Consider the following 18,591-nt stretch of genomic DNA (forward strand, 5'->3'; position numbering starts at 1 on the left):
ACAACAAGCCGGGCCTCAGGGCTCAACGATAACCATCCACGATACGCCGAACCGATCCGCAACCATGCCGAAGCTCGAAGCAAAGAAGGTCTTGGCCAGCGGCATCTGCACTTGGCCACCTTCGCCCAGTGCGGCAAACGTCCGCGCGGCCGAAGCATCGTCGGGCGCCTTGAACGATAGGGAAAAACCTTGAAAACTGGATTTGCCGCTGCAGCGGCCATCGGAGGCCATCACCGTCGATTCGCCAATGCGCAAACTGGCATGCATGACCTTGTTCTCGCTGCCCGGCGGCATCTGGCAGTCGGGTGTGGGCTCCGGGCCATCTTTGTAACGCATGAGCATGTCCGTCTCGGCGCCGAGCGTCTTGCGATAGAACTCGATCGCTTCTTCGCAGCGACCTTCGAAAAACAGATAGGGTTGCACTTGCATGATGTCACCTATTCAGAAATGAAGTGAAAGGCATGGCCTCGAAAGAGCTTGCCCGGACGAAGGGTGTGTTACTGATTGTGTACACCGTACACAATACGATAACAGAGGCAATATACAGTGTCCACATAAAAATAAGATGACGGGCGATTCAAGCTGCCAACTCGAACCCGAGCGGGCTCGGCATGCCCTTCACCTTCGCAGCGCCTAACCCTCTTCGGCCCGCATTTCCTCGAACACTTCCTTGGTGGTGATCAACACCTCGTGCACCAGCGGCGCGACAATCCTGCCTGTCCGCCCAACCTGCCGGTTTGTCTTGCAAACGATCCCGAGATTTCTCTGTGGCGAAGTGTTTCTCATGATGCTTGATTGGATCGTTCTGCAAAGTTGTACACCGTGTCCCAAAAAACGCCATGGACCCAGAGTGCGCCTGCTTCATACACTGCAAGCACACATACATCTAGATCGAGTGGGTATCCCCATGCGCAAGTTCACGCTTTCCCAGTTGCGGTTTGTTGAGCATTTGAAACCGAAGGACATCATCGGCTGGCCCCAAGGGCCCGGCGAACCGCTCGCATTGACTGAAGTTCTGGTGGCGCAGCGCGCAGAGCTGGAAGCGCCGGTGTTGCTCTTCGGGCTCACGCAATCCGGGACGCTTCGCCCCGAAATTGCCGACCACTTCGGATTTCATGCACTGAATGGCGCAGGAACCAGCCGGCGTGTGACAGCACTGGCGGATATCTTTCCCGGCCATGTCAGTGCGATTCCAGCGCTGCTCCGTTCTGGCCAATTGCGCCTGGACGTTGCGCTGATCCAGGTCAAACCACTGCCGGCCGGCGGTTTCACGCTCGGCGTTATCAGCGATTTCACGCAGGCCATGATCCAACAGGCGCGGCTGGTTGTCGCGCTACTCAATCCCGCGCTTCCAGCCATGGGCGGCGACGCCATCGTAAACAGCGCGGACATCGATATCCTGGTGGAAAACGACGAACGCATCATTGACATGCCGGACCCTGAACCCTCTGCGGTCGAGCGGACCGTCGCGCGGCAGGTGGCGGCGCTCATCCCGGATCGTGCGACGGTGCAGCTCGGTGTGGGCACGCTGCCGGCCGCCGTGGCGGAAGCGCTCCGCGATCATCAGCAACTGGGTGTGCACAGCGGCGTAGAATACAATGTATCAACGCTGGTGGCGCAATGCGTCCACCACCAGGGTGAAAGCCGGCGAGGACTGGCGCCAGCTTGGGTAATAGAGATGGTAACCGGGAAAGGCGAGGCACCAGTCTTCCAGCACTCGTTCAAGGCGCCCTTCGGCGACAGACTCTCGTGTCAGATCTTCCGGTAGAAAGGCAGGGCCGAATCCAGCCAGCGCCGCCTTGAGTGTCGGGGTGCTGCTGTTGAACACCAATTGGCCTTCGACACGCACGTTCAGCGCATCGCCATCTTTCTCAAAATCCCAGGTCAGCAGCCCCCCGTGAGTTGGGAGCCGCAAATTGATGCATTCATGGGCCGCAAGTTCACGAGGGTTATCGGGCAGCGGGCGACGCGAAAAATAGTCCGGCGATCCGACGACGGCCATTCTCATATCCGGCCCTATGCGCACAGCGATCATGTCTTTCGCAACATCGTCCCGCGCTTCTCGACACAGGCTCGCAAAGCGAACCAGGAACTGATCACTCTGCTTGGCGAGATCGCCAGCAAAAAGCAGGCTACGCCGGCCCAGATCGCCCTTGCATGGCTGTTGGCGCAAAAGCCCTGGATCGTCCCCATCCCCGGCACCACCAAGCTGCATCGCCTGGAAGAAAATCTCGGCGGCGCAGCGCTGGAATTGACACCCGACGATCTGCGCGCCATCGAGGGCGTTCTCGCCAAGGTCACGGTGGAAGGCGCCCGGTACCCGGAACATCTGCAAAAGCGGGTTGACCGCTAAGCAAAGAATGGAGCATACATAGCGGACTATTGATACCTGGATATACCGAATCCGGATATCCGGTTGAAGGGCGACGCATCGCCTGAGAAGCAGACCCAGCGGGCGGCTCCCGCGAACTCATGCGGGCGAGGAGAACGATCGAGCCAGATAGCTGCCGTGATCTTGCGCGGGGCTATCTACCCCTTCGCGGCAGCCGGGGGCGCCAGCAATTCGCTGAAACGTTCGAGGTCGACATTGCCGCCGCTGATGACGATGCCGATGCGCTGGCCTTTTAGTTGTTCCTTCATGCGGCGAGCCGCGGCGAACCCCAGGCAGCCGGTGGGTTCGGCCAGCATTTTCATGCGCGACGCAAAAAATCGCATGCTCTCGATCAGGTCCGCGTCGCTTGCCGTCACGATATCGTGCACATCGCGACGGATGATCGGGAAAGTATAGGCTCCCAGATGCTGGGTCTGGGCGCCGTCGGCAATCGTACGCGGTGTATCGATATGCACAATGGACCCGCTCCGGAAGGACTGCTGCCCATCGTTGCCGGCTTCCGGTTCAACGCCATAAAGCCTGCATTGGGGCGACAAGGCTTGCATCGATAGTGCAGAACCGGAAAGCAGGCCGCCCCCGCCCAAAGGCACGAACAGACCATCCAGTTCACCGATTTCCTCGAATAGTTCTTTGGCCGCCGTACCCTGCCCAGCGATCACATCGGGATGATCGTAGGGCGGGATCAGGGTCAGGCCCTTTTCCTCGGCCAGCTTGTTGCCTATGGCCTCGCGGTCTTCCTTGTAGCGGTCATAGACCACAACTTGGCCGCCATAGCCTTTGGTGGCCGCCACCTTTGCGGCAGGAGCATCGTGAGGCATAAGAATTGTGGCCGCTATACCCAGTATGCGCGCGGCCAGCGCAATGGCCTGGGCATGGTTGCCTGAAGAGAAAGCCACGACCCCCGCCTTGCGCTGTTCATCATTGAAGCGCGACAGCGCGTTGAAGGCGCCGCGAAACTTGAAAGCGCCCATGCGCTGGAAATTTTCGCATTTGAAAAAGAGCTGGGCGCCGAACTCGGCATTCACCGTGCTCGATGTCAGGACGGGCGTGCGGTGGGCGTGATTTTCAAGGCGCCGGGCAGCCGCAACAACGTCGTCATAGAGAGGGAGTTTCATTGGAGTTTCCATTCGGGGCAATAAAACCGGGCGAACGCGCATTGAAAATCACGCCCACCGCGGCACCGCTTGGCGCACGCGATGCATGCGGCTCACAGATAGCGGCGAAACCAGTCCAGCGCCTTTTGCCAGGCGTCGTCGGCGTCGGCCTTGCGATAGCTGGGACGATAATCGGAGTAGAAGGCATGGCCCGATTCGGGATACACCACAAAGCGGGAAGCCTTCGACGCCACACCACCGTGGGCCAGCACCGCTTCAACCTGATGTACGGTGTCGAGCGGAATGCTGGCGTCCAGGCCACCGTACAACCCCAACACCGGCGCATGCACGGCAGCGGCTATATCGACAGGATTGCGAACCTGCAATGGCCCGTGGCCGCTAACCAGACGCCCATACCAGGCCACGGCGGCCTTGCAGACCGGATTATGCGCAGCGTACAGCCACGCCTGCCGGCCGCCCCAGCAGAATCCTGTTACGCCCAGACGCTTTGCATCGGCCCCTTGCGCGGCTGCCCACTGTGCGCTGGCATCGAGGTCGGCCATTACCTGTTCGTCGGGCACCTTGGCGACAATATCGCGCACCAGGCCAGGTATATCGCTATAGGCGCCGGCGTCGCCCTGGCGCTGATACAGCTCGACCGCAATCGCAAAATAGCCCTCGTGCGCAAAGCGGCGGCATACATCCTGAATATGTTCGTGCAGGCCGAAGATTTCCTGTATGACCAATATCACCGGCCGTTGAGCCTGATTGGCCGGCGCGGCAAAATAGGCTTTGATCGTGCCGTCGAATGTGGGCATATCGATCAGGCCATGCTTCAAGCCCTCGACCGAGGTATGCAAAGTGGTGTCGGCCGCACCGGTAATTGGGGAAAACGACATTTCAGCTCCTGGTGAAAATCAATAAATATCATAGACGGTATCACCCCGTCAGTGCGCCTGTTCCCAGTTCGGGCCAACACCCACTTCGGCCACCAGCGGCACACTCAATTGCGCTACATTGCACATCAGGCCGGGCAAATGCTGCGCCACAATTTCGACTTCGTTGTCGGGCACATCGAAAACCAGTTCATCGTGAACCTGCATGACCATCAATGTTCTGAGCTGCTCGGCATCGAGCCAGTTTTGGACAGCCACCATCGCCTTCTTGATGAGGTCGGCCGCGGTACCCTGCATGGGCGCGTTGATAGCCGCGCGCTGGGCTGCCGCCTGCCGCGGCCCGCTGGCGCCGCGGAGCTCGGGGAACCACAGGCGCCGGCCGAAAACCGTTTCGACATAGCCCTGCTCCTTGGCCTTCAGGCGCGTTTGGGCCATGTAAGCGGCGACGCCCGGGTAACGCGCGAAATACCGGTCGATATACGCTTTGGCGGCATCGCGTGTAATACCCAGATTCGATGCCAGGCCGAATTCACCCATGCCATAGATAAGGCCAAAATTGATGGCCTTGGCGGCACGGCGCTGCTCGGACGACACCTCGCCAAGCGCCACGCCGAACACCTCGGACGCCGTGGCTCGGTGGATGTCTTCACTCTGTGCAAAAGCGCGCTGCAGGTTTTCGTCACCCGAGACATGAGCCATGACTCGCAATTCGATTTGCGAATAATCGGCGGAGATAATCTGGCCCGCGGTGGCAATGAAAGCCGTACGCACCCGCCGGCCCTCAGGCGTGCGAACGGGGATATTCTGCAAATTGGGGTCCGACGACGCAAGCCGCCCCGTCACGACGGCCGCCTGCGCATAGCGTGTATGCACGCGCTGCGTATCGGGATTGATCATTTTGGGCAATTTGTCGGTATAGGTGGATTTAAGCTTGGCCAGGCCCCGATACTCGAGCAATACCTGAGGCAAAGGGTAATCCTGCGCCAGGCGCGTGAGCACATCTTCGTCCGTCGACGGCGCGCCGCCCGCCGTTTTGCGGACCACAGGCAAACGCATACGCTCGAACAGAATTTCGCCCAATTGCTTGGGGGAATTCAAATTGAAAGGCTGCTGCGCCAACTCGTAGGCTTTCTGCTCAAGCTGTATCAGTTGCTGGCCGATTTCATGGCTTTGCATTGCCAGGGCATGAGCGTCGATGCGCACGCCATTGCGTTCTATCGTGGTCAGCACGGCCGAGGCTTGGACTTCGAGCAGGTATGTAGCCTCGAGGCCAGGTTCGCGGGCAACCTGGGGGCGCAGAACATTATGGAGTTGCAGTGTAAAGTCGGCATCCTCGCTGGCGTAATACGAGGCCCTGGCGAGTTCGACCTCGTCGAAGCCGATCTGTTTCGCGCCCTTGCCGCATAGGTCTTCGTAGGCAACACCGGTGCGTCCCAGCCATTGCCCGGCCAGATCCTGCAATCCCACGCGACGGTGCGATTCGAGCACATAGGCCTGCAACATAGTGTCTTCACGTATGCCCGCAAGCTTTACGCCCTCGTTCGTGAACACGTGCGCATCGTACTTGGCATTATGCAAAAGCTTTGCCGCACCCGGATTCTCAAGCCAGGGGCGCAAGCGCTCAAGCACTTCCTGCCGGGAAAGCTGAGTGACTCGATCCGGACCGCGATGACCCACAGGAATGTAGCAGGCCTCGCCTGGCACGACCGACAGGGAAATCCCCACCAGACGGGCCTGCATGGGATCGAGCGAGGTGGTTTCAGTATCGATCGCAACAAGCCTGGCCGACTCGATCTTGCTCAGCCACGCGTCGAATGCCGGCCAATCCAGCACCGTGTCGTACTGGACAGTATCGGGGGCTTGCGGCAAATCGGGCGCCACCCGGCTGTCGTTGTCCGGAACCCGATCGGGCTCGCCGCTCAATTCGCGCAACCAACTGCGGAAACCGTAATGATCGTAGAGTTTGATCAGGGTGTCATGATCGATAGGCTTGGGCGCCAATTCGTGCAGATCGTCGGAAACCTCTGGAATCTTGCAATCGAGTTTCAGGGTCAGCAAGTTGCGCGTCATCTCGAAATTGGGGATGGCCGCCCGCAAGTTGTTGCCCGCCACTCCTTTGATGGCCTCGGCATTGGCAACCAGGCCATCGATGGACTTGTATTCAGCCAGCCACTTGGCGGCGGTCTTGGGTCCGACCTTTTCGACTCCGGGCACGTTATCGACGCTATCGCCGATCAGCATGAGGTAATCCACGATCTGCGCTGGAGCCACTCCGAATTTTTTGATTACGCCGGCCATATCCTGCCGATCGCCGCTCATGGTGTTGACCAGTTCCACATGCTCGTTGACGAGTTGCGCCAGGTCTTTATCGCCGGTGGAAATGATCGTATGCATGCCTGCCCGGGTGGCTTGCTCGGCCAGGGTGCCGATGATATCGTCGGCTTCGACGCCAGGCACTGCCAGCACCGGCCAGCCCAGCGCCGCCACGGCCGCATGGATGGGCGGTATTTGCGCGGCCAGATCTTCAGGCATGGACGGCCGCTGCGCTTTGTACTGAGGATAAATATCGTCACGAAACGTACCGCCTTTTGCATCAAAGACACAAGCAGCGTAATCTGCCTTGTAATCCTGTAACAGTCTTCGTAACATGGATATGACACCATAGAGGGCGCCCGTCGGTTCTCCTTTGGCGTTTCGCAGATCGGGCATGGCATGATATGCCCGGTACAGATAGCTGGATCCATCAACAAGCAACAAGGTTTTTTTCATGACAATAAGTAAAACGGTCCGTACGCCCGTAGATCAGCAGATACCCCGAATTATGTCAGAGATGAAGGCCGCTGCCGACCAGTTGAAAGAAATTGGCTGGGGTGTCAGCGTTTTTGGCAGTGCCCGTCTCAAATCCGACTCCCCCTACTATGCCCTGGCCCAGGAGGTTGGAACACGCATTGCCAAAGCCGGCCTGACGGTCATCGCCGGCGGCGGCCCTGGCATTATGGAGGCCGTCAACAAAGGGGCTTACGAGGCTGGCGGCAAAAGCGTAGGCCTGAATATACGGCTGCCGCACGAAACCACCAATAATCCTTACCAGACCCATAGCCTGCATTTCGACTATTTCACGTCGCGCAAAGCCACTTTTTTCATGCACAGCGCCGCCTACATCGTGCTGCCGGGTGGATTCGGCACCCTCGACGAACTATTCGAAGTCATTACGCTGGTCCAGACCGGCAAGCTGCCGCCCGCCCCCATTATATTGATGGGAAGCCCTTATTGGGCCGGCCTGATCCAATGGATCCGGGATCAATTGCTGAGCAATAAACTGATCAGTCCGCACGACCCCGACTTGCTCACGGTTTCCGACAATATCGACGAGGTCATGAGCCTGATCGAAACATTTCGTGCCGATTACGCGGAACAATTCGATTGCGTCCCGGCATTGCCCGAATAGCCTGCGCGAACACACCCCACTGCGCGGGCATACAATAATTACCGATACCTTCTCCTTTCAACGGCCATTTGCCACTCACTACCATGACTACCCTACAACTTCCGATTCACCTGAACGATTCCACCCTTTATCGCACCCAGTCGTACATTGACGGCCAGTGGGTACGATCCAGCGACGGCAGCACTTTTGCCGTCGACAACCCGTCCAACGGCGCCATCATTGCCCAGGTCTGCAATCTGGGCGAAGCCGAAGCCCATAGCGCCATCAATGCCGCCAACAAGGCGCAAAAAGCCTGGCGCGCGCGCACCGGCAAAGATCGCGCCAAGCTGTTGCGCCGCTGGTTCGATCTGATCCTCGCGAATGCCGAAGATCTGGCACAGATCATGACACTCGAACAGGGCAAACCGATTTCGGAGTCTCGCGGTGAAATTGTCTATGGCGCTTCATTCGTTGAATGGTTCGCCGAGCAGGCCAAGCGTGTTACAGGCGACATCCTGGGTTCGCCCAATGCCAATCGCATGCTGGTCATGCGTGAACCCATCGGCGTTTGCGCCGCGATCACGCCATGGAACTTCCCCAACGCCATGATCACCCGCAAGGTGGCGCCGGCCCTGGCCGCCGGTTGCACCGTGGTTCTCAAACCCGCCGAACAAACACCGCTGTCGGCATTGGCACTGGCCGAACTGGCCGAACGGGCGGGCATTCCAGCCGGCGTGCTCAATATCATTGCCGCCGACAGCGACCGGTCAATCGCCATTGGCAAAGTGCTGTGCGCCAGCCCCATCGTCAAGAAAGTGACCTTTACAGGCTCGACGGCCGTGGGTCGCATCCTGATGCAGCAAAGCGCCCCCACCATCAAGAAGCTCTCGCTTGAGCTGGGCGGCCTGGCACCGTTCATTGTGTTCGACGACGCCGACCTGGATGCCGCGGTCGATGGCGCTGTAGCCTCCAAATACCGCAATGCCGGCCAAACCTGCGTATGCACCAATCGCTTCTACGTACATGAAGCGGTATACGATCAATTCGTGAAAAAACTGGCCGCCAAAGTGGCCAGCAGCCTGAAAGTCGGCGACGGCTTTGCCGATACCGTCACACAAGGCCCCCTGATCGACGATGCCGCGGTGGCCAAAGTGCAGGAACATGTAAAAGACGCCATAGGCAAAGGCGCACAGGTCGTGACCGGCGGAAAGACCCATGCACTGGGCGGACGCTTTTTCGAGCCAACCATCCTGTCCAACGTCAACGAAGAAATGCTTTGCATGCGCGAAGAAACCTTCGGCCCGCTCGCCCCGGTAGTCAAATTCACCGATGAAGCACATGTCGTTGAACTGGCCAACAACACCGAATACGGGCTGGCAGCGTATTTCTACAGCCGCGACATCGGCCGCATATTCCGCATTGCCGAAGCGCTGGAATATGGCATGGTGGGCGTCAACACCGGCCTGATTTCCAACGAAGTCGCTCCTTTCGGCGGCGTCAAGCAGTCCGGGCTAGGCCGTGAAGGCTCCATCTACGGCATGGACGACTTCATGGAACTCAAATATGTATGCCTGGGCGGCATTTAGCACGTCCAACCTGCCATGGCGAGCCCCTAAACCACAAAACAGGGCTCGCAAAGCCATAATCCACATCCGTCTGCGGATCGGGTTATGGCAGGCGGCCTGGCCCCACACCGACGCGCCTCAGCGTTTACCCTAGGGGTACAGTGACCAGGCCCGCGCCAGGCATCCCGTTTCCCTGCTGGAATGCGCTGTCAAAGGATTTGTCAGAATCCTTACCTGAAACTGGCTCTATCTAATAAAATCAACTGGACCTAGGCGCTTGCCTGGACTGTAGGCACTATTTATCCACGCAGCGACATTAATACATGTAGCACTAGCATAAGTGCACGACAAACAGGATGGAGACTAAGCATGGAAACCTTATTTCGCCGTGCCCGCAAATTGGCCCTGCTCGGGCTGACATCCGGAGCACTTGCGCTCAGCGCTACAGTTGCACAGGCAGAAACCACCGTTGTAGTGGGTTATCAGCAAATTGTGGGACCCTTTGTCAGCGCCATCGCCAACGGCAGCTTCGACAAGGCGGCCAAAGAAGCGGGATACAAAATCGACTGGCGGCAATTCAGCTCGGCGGGCGACATTTCCAGCGCGCTGGCTTCCGGCGATGTACCGGTTGGCGTACTCGGTTCAACCGGTATAACCGCGGCTACTACTCGCGGCGTCGATATCCAGCTTTTCTGGATCCTGGACAATATCGGCAAATCCGAGGCTCTGGTGGCCCGCAATGGGTCGGGCATCACCAAACCCGAAGACCTGATCGGCAAGAAAGTGGCCGTGCCCTTTGTGTCGACCTCGCACTTTCACCTTCTTGTCGGCCTGACCAAGCTCTGGAAAATGGATCCGAGCAAGGTCAATATCCTGAATATGCAGCCGCCGCAAATCGTGGCGGCATGGCAGCGGGGCGACATCGACGCAGCCTATGTATGGCCGCCCGCACTTACCGAAATCGAAAAAACCGGCAAAGTCATTACCGACTCGGCAGAGATCGGTGCGAAGAGCGTTCCCACCTTCGACGGTCTCGTGGTTGGCAAAGACTGGGGAGCAAAGAACCCCAAGTTCATGGCGGCGTTTACCAAGGTGCTGGCACAATCGTACAGTGATTACAACGCCAATAGCGCAAAAATGACCAGCGGCGACGCCGGCATCAAAGGCATTATCAAAATGATCGGCGGCAAGCCGGACGACATCCTCTCGGCGCTCAAATTGCTGATTTTCCCCTCGGCACAGGAGCAAGCTTCCAAAACCTGGCTGGGCGGCGGCAAAGACGGCGGTGCGGTACGTGCCCTGACCGCCAGCGCCGATTTCCTGAAATCCCAACGCCAGATCGACAAGGTGCTTGGCGACTACACACCTTTCGTCAACAGCAGCTACGCCGAAGCGGCCAGCAAGTAGCAGTAATGCTGGCCCGGGCCTGGCTTCCACAGCAGGCCCGGGCTGCCACCCACCCTACATAAGCCAAGGAATCAGCATGACAGCTCCCATGGGAAATCTACACGTCAACGGAGTCAGTGTGACCTATCCGGGTTTACAGCATGGTGGCTCTGTCGTTGCGCTGCAAGATGTCAATTTGCAAATCAATTCCGGAGATTTCGTGGTCGCGCTCGGCGCATCGGGATGCGGCAAGACAACCCTCCTGAATCTATTGGCCGGATTTCTGTCGCCGACCCAAGGGCAATTGCTGCTTGGCGAGCGGCCGATAGTCGGACCGGGCCCCGACCGCGGCGTGGTGTTCCAGAAGCACGCCTTGCTGCCCTGGCTGAACGTCATGGAAAACACCGAATTCGGACTCAAGCTGCAGGGAGTCGAAAAAAGCAAACGCAGGGCGACCGCAGCTAAAAATCTCGAACTGGTTGGCCTGCAGGATTTTCATAAACACATGATTTACCAATTGTCGGGCGGCATGCAGCAACGCGTCGGAATTGCGCGCGCCCTCACCTGCAATCCCGCGATGCTGCTCATGGACGAGCCCATGGCCGCTCTGGACGCGCTCACCCGCGAAACCATCCAGGAGCTATTGCTGGATGTATGGCAATTGACTCACAAAATGTTCTTCTTTATTACCCATAGCGTGGAAGAAGCCCTTTTCCTGGGCTCACGGCTGGTTGTGATGTCGCCAAGGCCCGGCCGCATCACCAATACCTACGAACTGGATTTCAACAAACGATTTTTGGAAACGAGGGATGCCCGTGCCATCAAATCAAGCAAAGACTTCATCAACATGCGCGAAACCATCCTGGGCATCATTTACGGCGACGAACGCGCTGCCGAAACCGCGGAGCCCATCCATGTCTAAGAAACTCTTTTTGGGCAAGCCTTCCACGCCCGGCAAGGTATATGGCGCGCCGGGAGCCGGTCAAAGCGGTTTCATCAGCTTCATGACTGCAGTCGTACTGATTGCCCTGTGGTTCCTCATCACCAAGCTGGGCCTGGTCAAGCCCATTTTTCTGCCCTCACCTATTGCGGTCTACGATAAATTCATCGAGGCCATGACCCAGGGCGTCGCCAACTCGACGCTTGCACAGCACACCGCAGCCAGCTTGAGCCGCGTCATGGGCGCCTTTTTTCTTGCCCTGGTTACCGCGGTGCCCATAGGCGTTCTGATGGGCGTGAACCGCATCGTTCGCGGCCTGTGGGATCCGGTCATCGAATTCTATCGGCCCCTGCCCCCCCTGGCTTATCTGCCCTTGGTAATTATCTGGTTCGGCATCGGCGAATTTCCCAAGGTCTTCCTGATCTATCTGGCAATTTTTGCGCCGATGGCGATCGCCGCACGGGCCGGAGTCAAATCGGTATCCATCGAACAAATCCATGCTTCCTACGCCATGGGAGCAAGCAGCAGCCAGATTATCTGGCACGTCATACTCAAGGCCGCCATGCCGGAAATCTTCACCGGCATGCGTATCGGCATCGGCGTGGGCTGGACCACGCTGGTGGCTGCGGAAATGGTGGCGGCTTCGCGCGGCCTGGGCTTCATGGTGCTGAACGCCGCGCAGTACCTGGCCAGCGACACCGTCATCATGGGAATTATCGTCATCGGCTTTTTCGCCTTTGTATTCGATTTACTGGTGAGATACCTCGAAAAAATACTGATTCCCTGGAAAGGAAAGGCCTGACATCCTGGTCCATGCCTTGCAGGGCCTGCCGGTAAACCGGCAGGCCTTTTTTGCCCCATCCGGCCTCGCTCGACACACTCGTGCGAGGCTTTTAAATGCCCGCCTATCCACCAAGGCGCATCGATTGTTCAGAAGGCAAGAGGAGATTCCCCCATATTCTGGTATTGTATGAAGCGCTATCCTGTCGGGCGGATTTATACCGTTCGGACGGAGTCCGATTCACTCATGGAGGACACTACGCATCATGCCGCAGCCAGTTGCGTCCAGGCAACCCGTTTTATGGGCTTCGCTATTCGAGCGTGTGAGCGATCCGAACCTCAGCCTGCAGGGTCGCATCCGTCAAATGCTGGTATCGGCGATCCTGTCGGGGCATTTGCCGCCAGGCATGTCAGTGCCCTCCAGCCGCCTGCTGTCGGACAAGCTTGGCATAGCCCGAAATACCGTGGTTTTTGCCTACCAGCAACTCGTCTCCGAGGGCTATCTGGTTTCACGAGAGCGTAGCGGCCATTTCGTCGCCGACGATGTCATGAGCGGACGCCTGGCACTATCCTCGTCTTCAGAACCGCAGACTCAAGCTGAAACGCCCAGGCGCGCCTCCTGGGGCAAGCGTCTCAGTTTTCATCCCTCGCATCAACGCAACATCGTCAAGCCCGCCGACTGGCAGAAACTTCCCTATCCCTTTGTCTACGCACAATTCGACGCCTCTCAATTTCCCACGGCCGAATGGAGGGAGTGCTGCACCAAGGCACTGTCGGTACTCGATATCCGCAGCTGGGCTCCCGATCTGATCAGCAACGACGATTCGGCACTCATTGAAGAAATCCGCACTCAAGTCCTGCCACGACGTGGCGTTTGGGCGGAAAAAGAAGAAATTGTGGTTACAGTGGGCGCTCAGCACGCGCTGTACCTGCTGGCCGATCTGCTTGTACAGAAACATTCAGTCGTAGGCATGGAAGACCCTGGCTATCCCGACGCGCGCAATATCTTCATACACAGAACCGAACGTTTGTTGCCGCTGCCCATCGACGAGCAGGGTTTGTGCATTACCCCTCAGCTGCTCGACTGCGACTACCTGTTCGTCACTCCCAGCCATCAATGCCCGACCACGGTTACGTTACCGCTGGCACGGCGCGAAGCATTGCTTGCCATGGCGGACGAGGCCGACAGCATTATTATCGAAGACGATTACGAAACGGAAAACCGCTATGACAACAAGCCGACCCCGGCACTCAAGAGCCTGGACAAGAACGGCCGCGTCATCTACGTGGGCAGCCTGTCGAAAAGCTTCGCGCCAGGCTTGCGCATCGGCTACATTGTTGCACCCAAGGAGCTGACCTACGAATTGCGTGCCTTGCGCCGTTTGATGCTGCGCCATCCCTCGGCGTACATTCAACGCGCATTCGCCCTGTTTATTTCACTTGGCCACCACCATGCCCTTTTGCGCCGGCTATCCGTGATTTATCAGGAACGCTCTCACGTCCTGACCGAAGCGCTGAGCACCCATTTGCCTGAATTCGAGCACATTCCGCTCAGCGGCGGCTCCTGGTGCTGGGTCAAGGCCCCTTCGCACGTCGACACGCAGGAGCTGGCCAATCATGCCGTGACGCAGGGAGTGTTTATCGAACCCGGCCATGTCTTCTTCCACAATGCCCTGCATGGCAAGCATAACTATATGCGCCTGGGCTTCAGCGCCATCGACAGCAAGCACATTGCGCCCGGAATCGAACGGCTCGGCAAGGTGTACCGTCAGTTATATCCCAGCCCCTGAGCCGAGCCCATTGGGCCAGGGTGGGCACGAGGCCCACCCCTGCAAAACACGAAAATGCCGCCCAATCAAAACATGGAAACACCGCCCGATCCGTCGGGCGGCCCTCGTGGCCGCACGCCGCCATGCCTGTCGATTTACAGATGCTCGTCGCGCAGATAATAATATTTATAGAGCATGGCCTGCCCCAGGCGACGGAACGGCGCAAACAGGTGGCCTGGCAAAGGCGAATTGTAAATCGGCAGGTTCCACTGATCCCCGCCCTTGCCCATGATGCGTTCGGCCAGCCGGCGTCCGGCATGAGACGAAAAGGAAACGCCATTGCCGCCATAGCCAAATGCATAGAATATTTGCTCTTTGGGGTCCGGCTGAGTAATACGCGGCATCATGTCGTGACTGACATCGACCCAGCCCCACCAGGAATAGGCAATGGGGATATTGCGCAGGCTGGGAAACTTCCGGTACAAGCCCTCCTTCAGCAATTCCAGATGACGGGGGTTCTTTGCATCGGCACCCGTTACGGCGCTACGGCTGCCAATTTGCATCGAGCCGTCAGGCAACAGGCGATAATAAAAACGCAAGGTCCGGGTATCGGTAACAAACGTGGTGCTCTTGAGGCCGGCCTGAGCGCGCTCGTCGGCAGTCAGCGGGCGCGTCACCATAGAATTCGACAAGATCGGCATGATCTTGCCGCTCAGGCTTTTGTGCAGCCCTTGCGGTGTATAGCCGCCGGTTGCAACCGCCACGCGCCGGGCGCGGACGATGCCACCGGGCGTGCGTAAATGATGCACTCCATTGATCGTTTCCCAGCCCAGGACCGGGCTGGAGGGATGAATCTTCACCCCCAAGGCCCGCGCCTTGCGTATGTAGCCGAAAGCCAGCTTGAGGGGATGAATGCCCACACCATCGGGCTCATGCAATGCCCCCATGGCCTCTTGATCGGCAATGTAGTTCTCATGCAGCTCGGCGCGCGACAGCATACGCGTGTTATAGCCGAATACCTCTTTCATGACCCGCGCTTCATTCTCAAGAAAAGGCATCTTCTTGGCACGATGCGCGGTATACAAATGGCCACCCGGCTGGGCGTCGCAATCGATGGTTGCCACCATGCTTTTCCAGTATTCGAACCCGCCGCGGATTTCAGCATCGAGCCGTTTGGCAGTATCCAGGCCCCAGCGCTGTATCCATTGCGAACGATACAGGCGACCCGAAGCGTTCTGCCCCTGGCCGCCGTTACGGCTGGTACAGCCCCAGGCGGTTCGATTGGCTTCGAGCACAATCGCCTTGACGCCATGTTCCTGGGCCAGGTTCAGTGCGGTAGCCAGACCCGTAAACCCCGACCCGACAATCACCACATCGGCATCCACATCGGACTGGATGGGGCCATCGTCTTCAGGAGGGGTGCCCGCCGTGCCGACCCAGTAGGTCGGCGCATAAGCCTGCCCCTGGCCCGTTCGGGAAACCAGAGGATCATACAAAGGATCGTAGGCACTGTACGGCCCTGGATTAGTGCCGTTAACAACTTCGGGACTGGCAGCCATGGTGACTCCGCTGATGGGTTTTGAGTAACGTTATTGCGCGATTTCGCCGCGCCGATTGCGATAAAAGCCAGGCCTCAGACCTTCGCCGGAATCGGCGGCCGATTTTTTCGGAACGCATTCTTGCGCAAGATTTTCCCATCGCGGAACACAATCAGATCGACCATATTGGCCTCTATGCGCGCGCCATCGGCCGCCGTGCCTGTAAACGTGGATTCCATGACCCCCTGATCGCCCTTCACCCATACTTTGGCATTCAGCCATTGGGCATCGGGAATCGTTTGCCACGCGGCTTCGAAAGCCTTGCGCACCGCCGCCGGGCCATCATGCCGCGCGCCGTAGACTTCCGGGCCGGCCACGGTTTCAAATACACAATCGTTATGCATGCACGCCATCAGCGCATCGATATCGTGCCGGTTCCACGCGTCGCCGAATTTTTCCAGAACGCGCATCAGAGCTTCGTCGGACATTGTGTTATCTCCTGGTGGTTTATTTATGTTCAAGCGGAAAATCGCATTTCAATGTTGCTAAGTTAGGAGATCGCGGATTTCGGGTCTAGATCCAGAGGCAACGTTTCGCATGCGCCAGTTCGTCTGTTTTGCATAAGCCGCGACCCAGGGTATTGACATGCCCGCGCCTCAAAGCTCAAGATTGATTGCGCCCGGGCCGCTTTGACAATACGGGCGCCACGGAAAAATCAGAATATGGGCGCCTGGTCCAAAAATCAGATGGAAACATTCAAACGATACAAAACGTTCCGAATTTAATTATTTCTATTGACTTTTAAAAACAAAGCTCATAAAGTCTCTAAAAATATTAAATATTGGAATAAATCATACCAATATCAAATATTTTATTTTACGGATCCTTAGCTAAAAGGCCGGATCACCCCACCACAGGAAGAGATCAAATGAGCGCCACCACCCCTACCTCAACCTCCGGCCCACAGAAAATGACGCCGTCCGAGGCTTTTGTTGAAACCCTGGCCGCCAACGGCGTGACCGACATGTTTGGCATCATGGGCTCCGCCTTCATGGATGCCATGGACATATTCGCCCCAGCCGGCATCCGGCTGATCCCCGTCGTGCACGAACAAGGCGCGGGTCACATGGCCGACGGCTATGCCCGAGTCAGCGGCCGCCACGGCGTAGTCATCGGACAAAACGGCCCGGGGATCAGCAACTGCGTTACAGCCATTGCCGCCGCCTACTGGGCCCACTCGCCCGTTGTGATCGTCACACCCGAAGCCGGCACCATGGGCATAGGGCTGGGCGGCTTCCAGGAGGCCAAGCAGCTCCCGATGTTCCAGGAATTCACTAAATATCAGGGCCACGTTACCCATCCAGCCCGCATGGCCGAATACACGGCACGCTGCTTCGACCGCGCCCAGTCCGAAATGGGCCCCACGCAGTTGAACATTCCGCGCGATTATTTCTACGGCGAAATCAAGGCTGAAATCCCGCAGCCGCAACGGCTGGACCGGGGCGCGGGCGGCGAAAACAGCCTGAACGAAGCGGCCGAGCTTCTGGCCAACGCCAAATTTCCCGTCATTATTTCGGGCGGCGGTGTCGTGATGGCCGATGGCGTCGAGGAATGCAAGGCCTTGGCCGAGCGCCTGGGCGCACCTGTGGTCAACAGCTATCTGCATAACGACTCCTTCCCCGCCAGCCACCCCCTCTGGTGCGGCCCGCTGGGCTACCAGGGATCCAAGGCAGCCATGAAGCTCATCGCCAAGGCCGATGTCGTCCTGGCGCTGGGCTCGCGCCTCGGACCTTTCGGCACCCTGCCTCAGCACGGCATGGACTATTGGCCGAAAGAAGCCAAGATCATCCAGGTCGATGCCGACAACAAGATGCTCGGCCTGGTCAAGAAAATATCGGTCGGCATCTGCGGCGACGCCAAAGCGGCCGCCGTCGCGCTGACACAGCGTTTAAGCAACAAGACCCTGGCCAGCGATGCGACCAAGGCATCGCGCGCCAAGGAAATCCAGGCCGAAAAAGCCGCATGGGAAAAAGAGCTGGATGAATGGACTCATGAAAAAGATCCCTTCAGCCTCGACATGATCGAGGAGCAAAGCAAGGAGCCCGGCAATTATCTGCATCCACGCCAGGTGTTGCGCGAACTCGAAAAGGCCATGCCGCCCGACGTCATGGTTTCGACCGATATCGGCAATATCAACTCGGTTTCCAACAGCTATCTGCGTTTCGAAAAACCACGCAGCTTTTTTGCCGCCATGAGCTGGGGCAATTGCGGATACGCTTTCCCGACCATTATCGGAGCCAAAGTCGCCGCGCCCCATCGCCCTGCCGTGTCGTATGCCGGCGACGGAGCCTGGGGTATGAGCCTGATGGAAACCATGACTTGCGTGCGCCACAATATTCCTGTGACGGCGGTGGTATTCCATAACCGCCAATGGGGCGCCGAGAAGAAAAACCAGGTCGACTTCTATAACCGCCGTTTCGTGGCGGGCGAGCTCGACAACCAAAGCTTTGCCGGAATTGCCAAGGCCATGGGTGCCGAAGGCATTGTGGTCGACAAGCTGGAAGATGTCGGCCCTGCGCTTAAAAAAGCAATCGATCTGCAGATGAATCACGGCAAGACCACTATCGTCGAGATCATGTGCACACGCGAACTGGGTGATCCGTTCCGGCGTGACGCCCTGTCCAAGCCCGTACGCCTGCTCGATAAGTACAAGGATTACGTTTAAGGCAGCTTTACATGGAATTCTCTATCCAACGTCGATCTCATTTTCGCTGCGTTGATCGACGAGAGGGTTCCATTTTTTC

At 58.0% G+C, this 18,591-nt stretch carries 15 protein-coding genes and 2 pseudogenes; 9 read left to right on the forward strand and 8 right to left on the reverse strand.

The features are described 5' to 3' along the window. Positions 1 to 15: 15 nt before the first annotated feature. Together LSG25_RS08715 and LSG25_RS08720 are read right to left on the reverse strand one after the other, a co-directional pair. Positions 16 to 429 carry a VOC family protein gene (locus LSG25_RS08715; protein ID WP_232744272.1) on the reverse strand — a complete coding sequence of 138 codons (414 nt, stop codon included), beginning with the start codon at positions 427 to 429 and terminating at the stop codon, positions 16 to 18. Between the two features lie 204 nt (positions 430 to 633). Next, complete coding sequence (locus tag LSG25_RS08720) at positions 634 to 786, reverse strand: hypothetical protein (protein ID WP_232744273.1); 153 nt, start codon at positions 784 to 786, stop codon at positions 634 to 636. Positions 787 to 907: 121 nt separating this feature from the next. Between LSG25_RS08720 and LSG25_RS20495 the strand changes: the two genes are divergently transcribed. Next, positions 908 to 1,768: a hypothetical protein gene (locus LSG25_RS20495; RefSeq protein WP_370635974.1), complete on the forward strand. Its 861-nt coding sequence runs from the start codon at positions 908 to 910 to the stop codon at positions 1,766 to 1,768. Here LSG25_RS20495 and LSG25_RS08730 read toward each other — a convergent pair. Further along, positions 1,673 to 2,035 (reverse strand): annotated as a pseudogene (locus tag LSG25_RS08730) (LysR substrate-binding domain-containing protein); the annotation flags it as partial. The gene LSG25_RS20495 and the pseudogene LSG25_RS08730 overlap by 96 nt on opposite strands. Before the next feature lie 3 nt (positions 2,036 to 2,038). Here LSG25_RS08730 and LSG25_RS08735 point away from each other — a divergent pair. After that, positions 2,039 to 2,353: pseudogene (locus LSG25_RS08735) on the forward strand (aldo/keto reductase); the annotation flags it as partial. 176 nt (positions 2,354 to 2,529) lie between these two features. Here LSG25_RS08735 and LSG25_RS08740 read toward each other — a convergent pair. The 3 genes from LSG25_RS08740 to polA all read right to left on the reverse strand — a co-directional run bounded on the left by LSG25_RS08740 (position 2,530) and on the right by polA (position 7,151). Then, positions 2,530 to 3,519, reverse strand: a complete 990-nt coding sequence (locus tag LSG25_RS08740; protein ID WP_232744274.1) for a threo-3-hydroxy-L-aspartate ammonia-lyase — start codon at positions 3,517 to 3,519, stop codon at positions 2,530 to 2,532. Positions 3,520 to 3,599: 80 nt separating this feature from the next. Beyond that, positions 3,600 to 4,385, reverse strand: a complete 786-nt coding sequence (locus LSG25_RS08745; RefSeq protein WP_232744275.1) for a dienelactone hydrolase family protein — start codon at positions 4,383 to 4,385, stop codon at positions 3,600 to 3,602. Positions 4,386 to 4,433: 48 nt separating this feature from the next. Next, positions 4,434 to 7,151 (reverse strand): DNA polymerase I, encoded by a 2,718-nt coding sequence (gene polA / locus LSG25_RS08750; RefSeq protein WP_232744276.1) that lies wholly within the window; start codon positions 7,149 to 7,151, stop codon positions 4,434 to 4,436. Positions 7,152 to 7,203: 52 nt separating this feature from the next. On the opposite strand from polA, the gene LSG25_RS08755 reads away from it, so the two are divergent. The 6 genes from LSG25_RS08755 (at position 7,204) to LSG25_RS08780 (ending at position 14,270) form a co-directional block, all read left to right on the forward strand. Then, on the forward strand, positions 7,204 to 7,830 hold the full coding sequence (locus tag LSG25_RS08755) for a TIGR00730 family Rossman fold protein (RefSeq protein ID WP_232744277.1): 627 nt from the start codon (positions 7,204 to 7,206) through the stop codon (positions 7,828 to 7,830). Between the two features lie 83 nt (positions 7,831 to 7,913). Continuing rightward, a complete protein-coding gene (locus LSG25_RS08760) occupies positions 7,914 to 9,395 on the forward strand; it encodes an NAD-dependent succinate-semialdehyde dehydrogenase (protein ID WP_232744278.1) in 1,482 nt (493 codons plus the stop codon). A 348-nt stretch (positions 9,396 to 9,743) separates the two neighbouring features. Beyond that, on the forward strand, positions 9,744 to 10,781 hold the full coding sequence (tauA, locus tag LSG25_RS08765; protein WP_232744279.1) for a taurine ABC transporter substrate-binding protein: 1,038 nt from the start codon (positions 9,744 to 9,746) through the stop codon (positions 10,779 to 10,781). An 88-nt stretch (positions 10,782 to 10,869) separates the two neighbouring features. Continuing rightward, entirely contained in the window at positions 10,870 to 11,682 is an 813-nt protein-coding gene (locus tag LSG25_RS08770; RefSeq protein WP_232744624.1) for a taurine ABC transporter ATP-binding protein, read from the forward strand. Beyond that, positions 11,675 to 12,502 carry an ABC transporter permease subunit gene (locus LSG25_RS08775; protein ID WP_232744280.1) on the forward strand — a complete coding sequence of 276 codons (828 nt, stop codon included), beginning with the start codon at positions 11,675 to 11,677 and terminating at the stop codon, positions 12,500 to 12,502. Before LSG25_RS08770 ends, LSG25_RS08775 begins: the two co-directional genes overlap by 8 nt. A 244-nt stretch (positions 12,503 to 12,746) precedes the next feature. After that, a complete protein-coding gene (locus LSG25_RS08780; protein ID WP_232744281.1) occupies positions 12,747 to 14,270 on the forward strand; it encodes a PLP-dependent aminotransferase family protein in 1,524 nt (507 codons plus the stop codon). 134 nt (positions 14,271 to 14,404) lie between these two features. Here the strand turns inward: LSG25_RS08780 and LSG25_RS08785 are convergent, their stop codons facing one another. Together LSG25_RS08785 and LSG25_RS08790 are read right to left on the reverse strand one after the other, a co-directional pair. Beyond that, a complete protein-coding gene (locus LSG25_RS08785) occupies positions 14,405 to 15,808 on the reverse strand; it encodes an FAD-binding oxidoreductase (protein ID WP_232744282.1) in 1,404 nt (467 codons plus the stop codon). A 74-nt stretch (positions 15,809 to 15,882) separates the two neighbouring features. Beyond that, entirely contained in the window at positions 15,883 to 16,275 is a 393-nt protein-coding gene (locus LSG25_RS08790; protein ID WP_232744283.1) for a nuclear transport factor 2 family protein, read from the reverse strand. A 440-nt stretch (positions 16,276 to 16,715) separates the two neighbouring features. Here LSG25_RS08790 and xsc point away from each other — a divergent pair, with 440 nt between their 5' ends. Then, positions 16,716 to 18,512 carry a sulfoacetaldehyde acetyltransferase gene (gene xsc, locus LSG25_RS08795; protein ID WP_232744284.1) on the forward strand — a complete coding sequence of 599 codons (1,797 nt, stop codon included), beginning with the start codon at positions 16,716 to 16,718 and terminating at the stop codon, positions 18,510 to 18,512. The last annotated feature ends 79 nt before the right edge of the window (positions 18,513 to 18,591 follow it).

The sequence above is a fragment of the Paralcaligenes sp. KSB-10 genome, assembly GCF_021266465.1.
In the GTDB taxonomy this organism is placed as follows: Bacteria; Pseudomonadota; Gammaproteobacteria; order Burkholderiales; family Burkholderiaceae_B.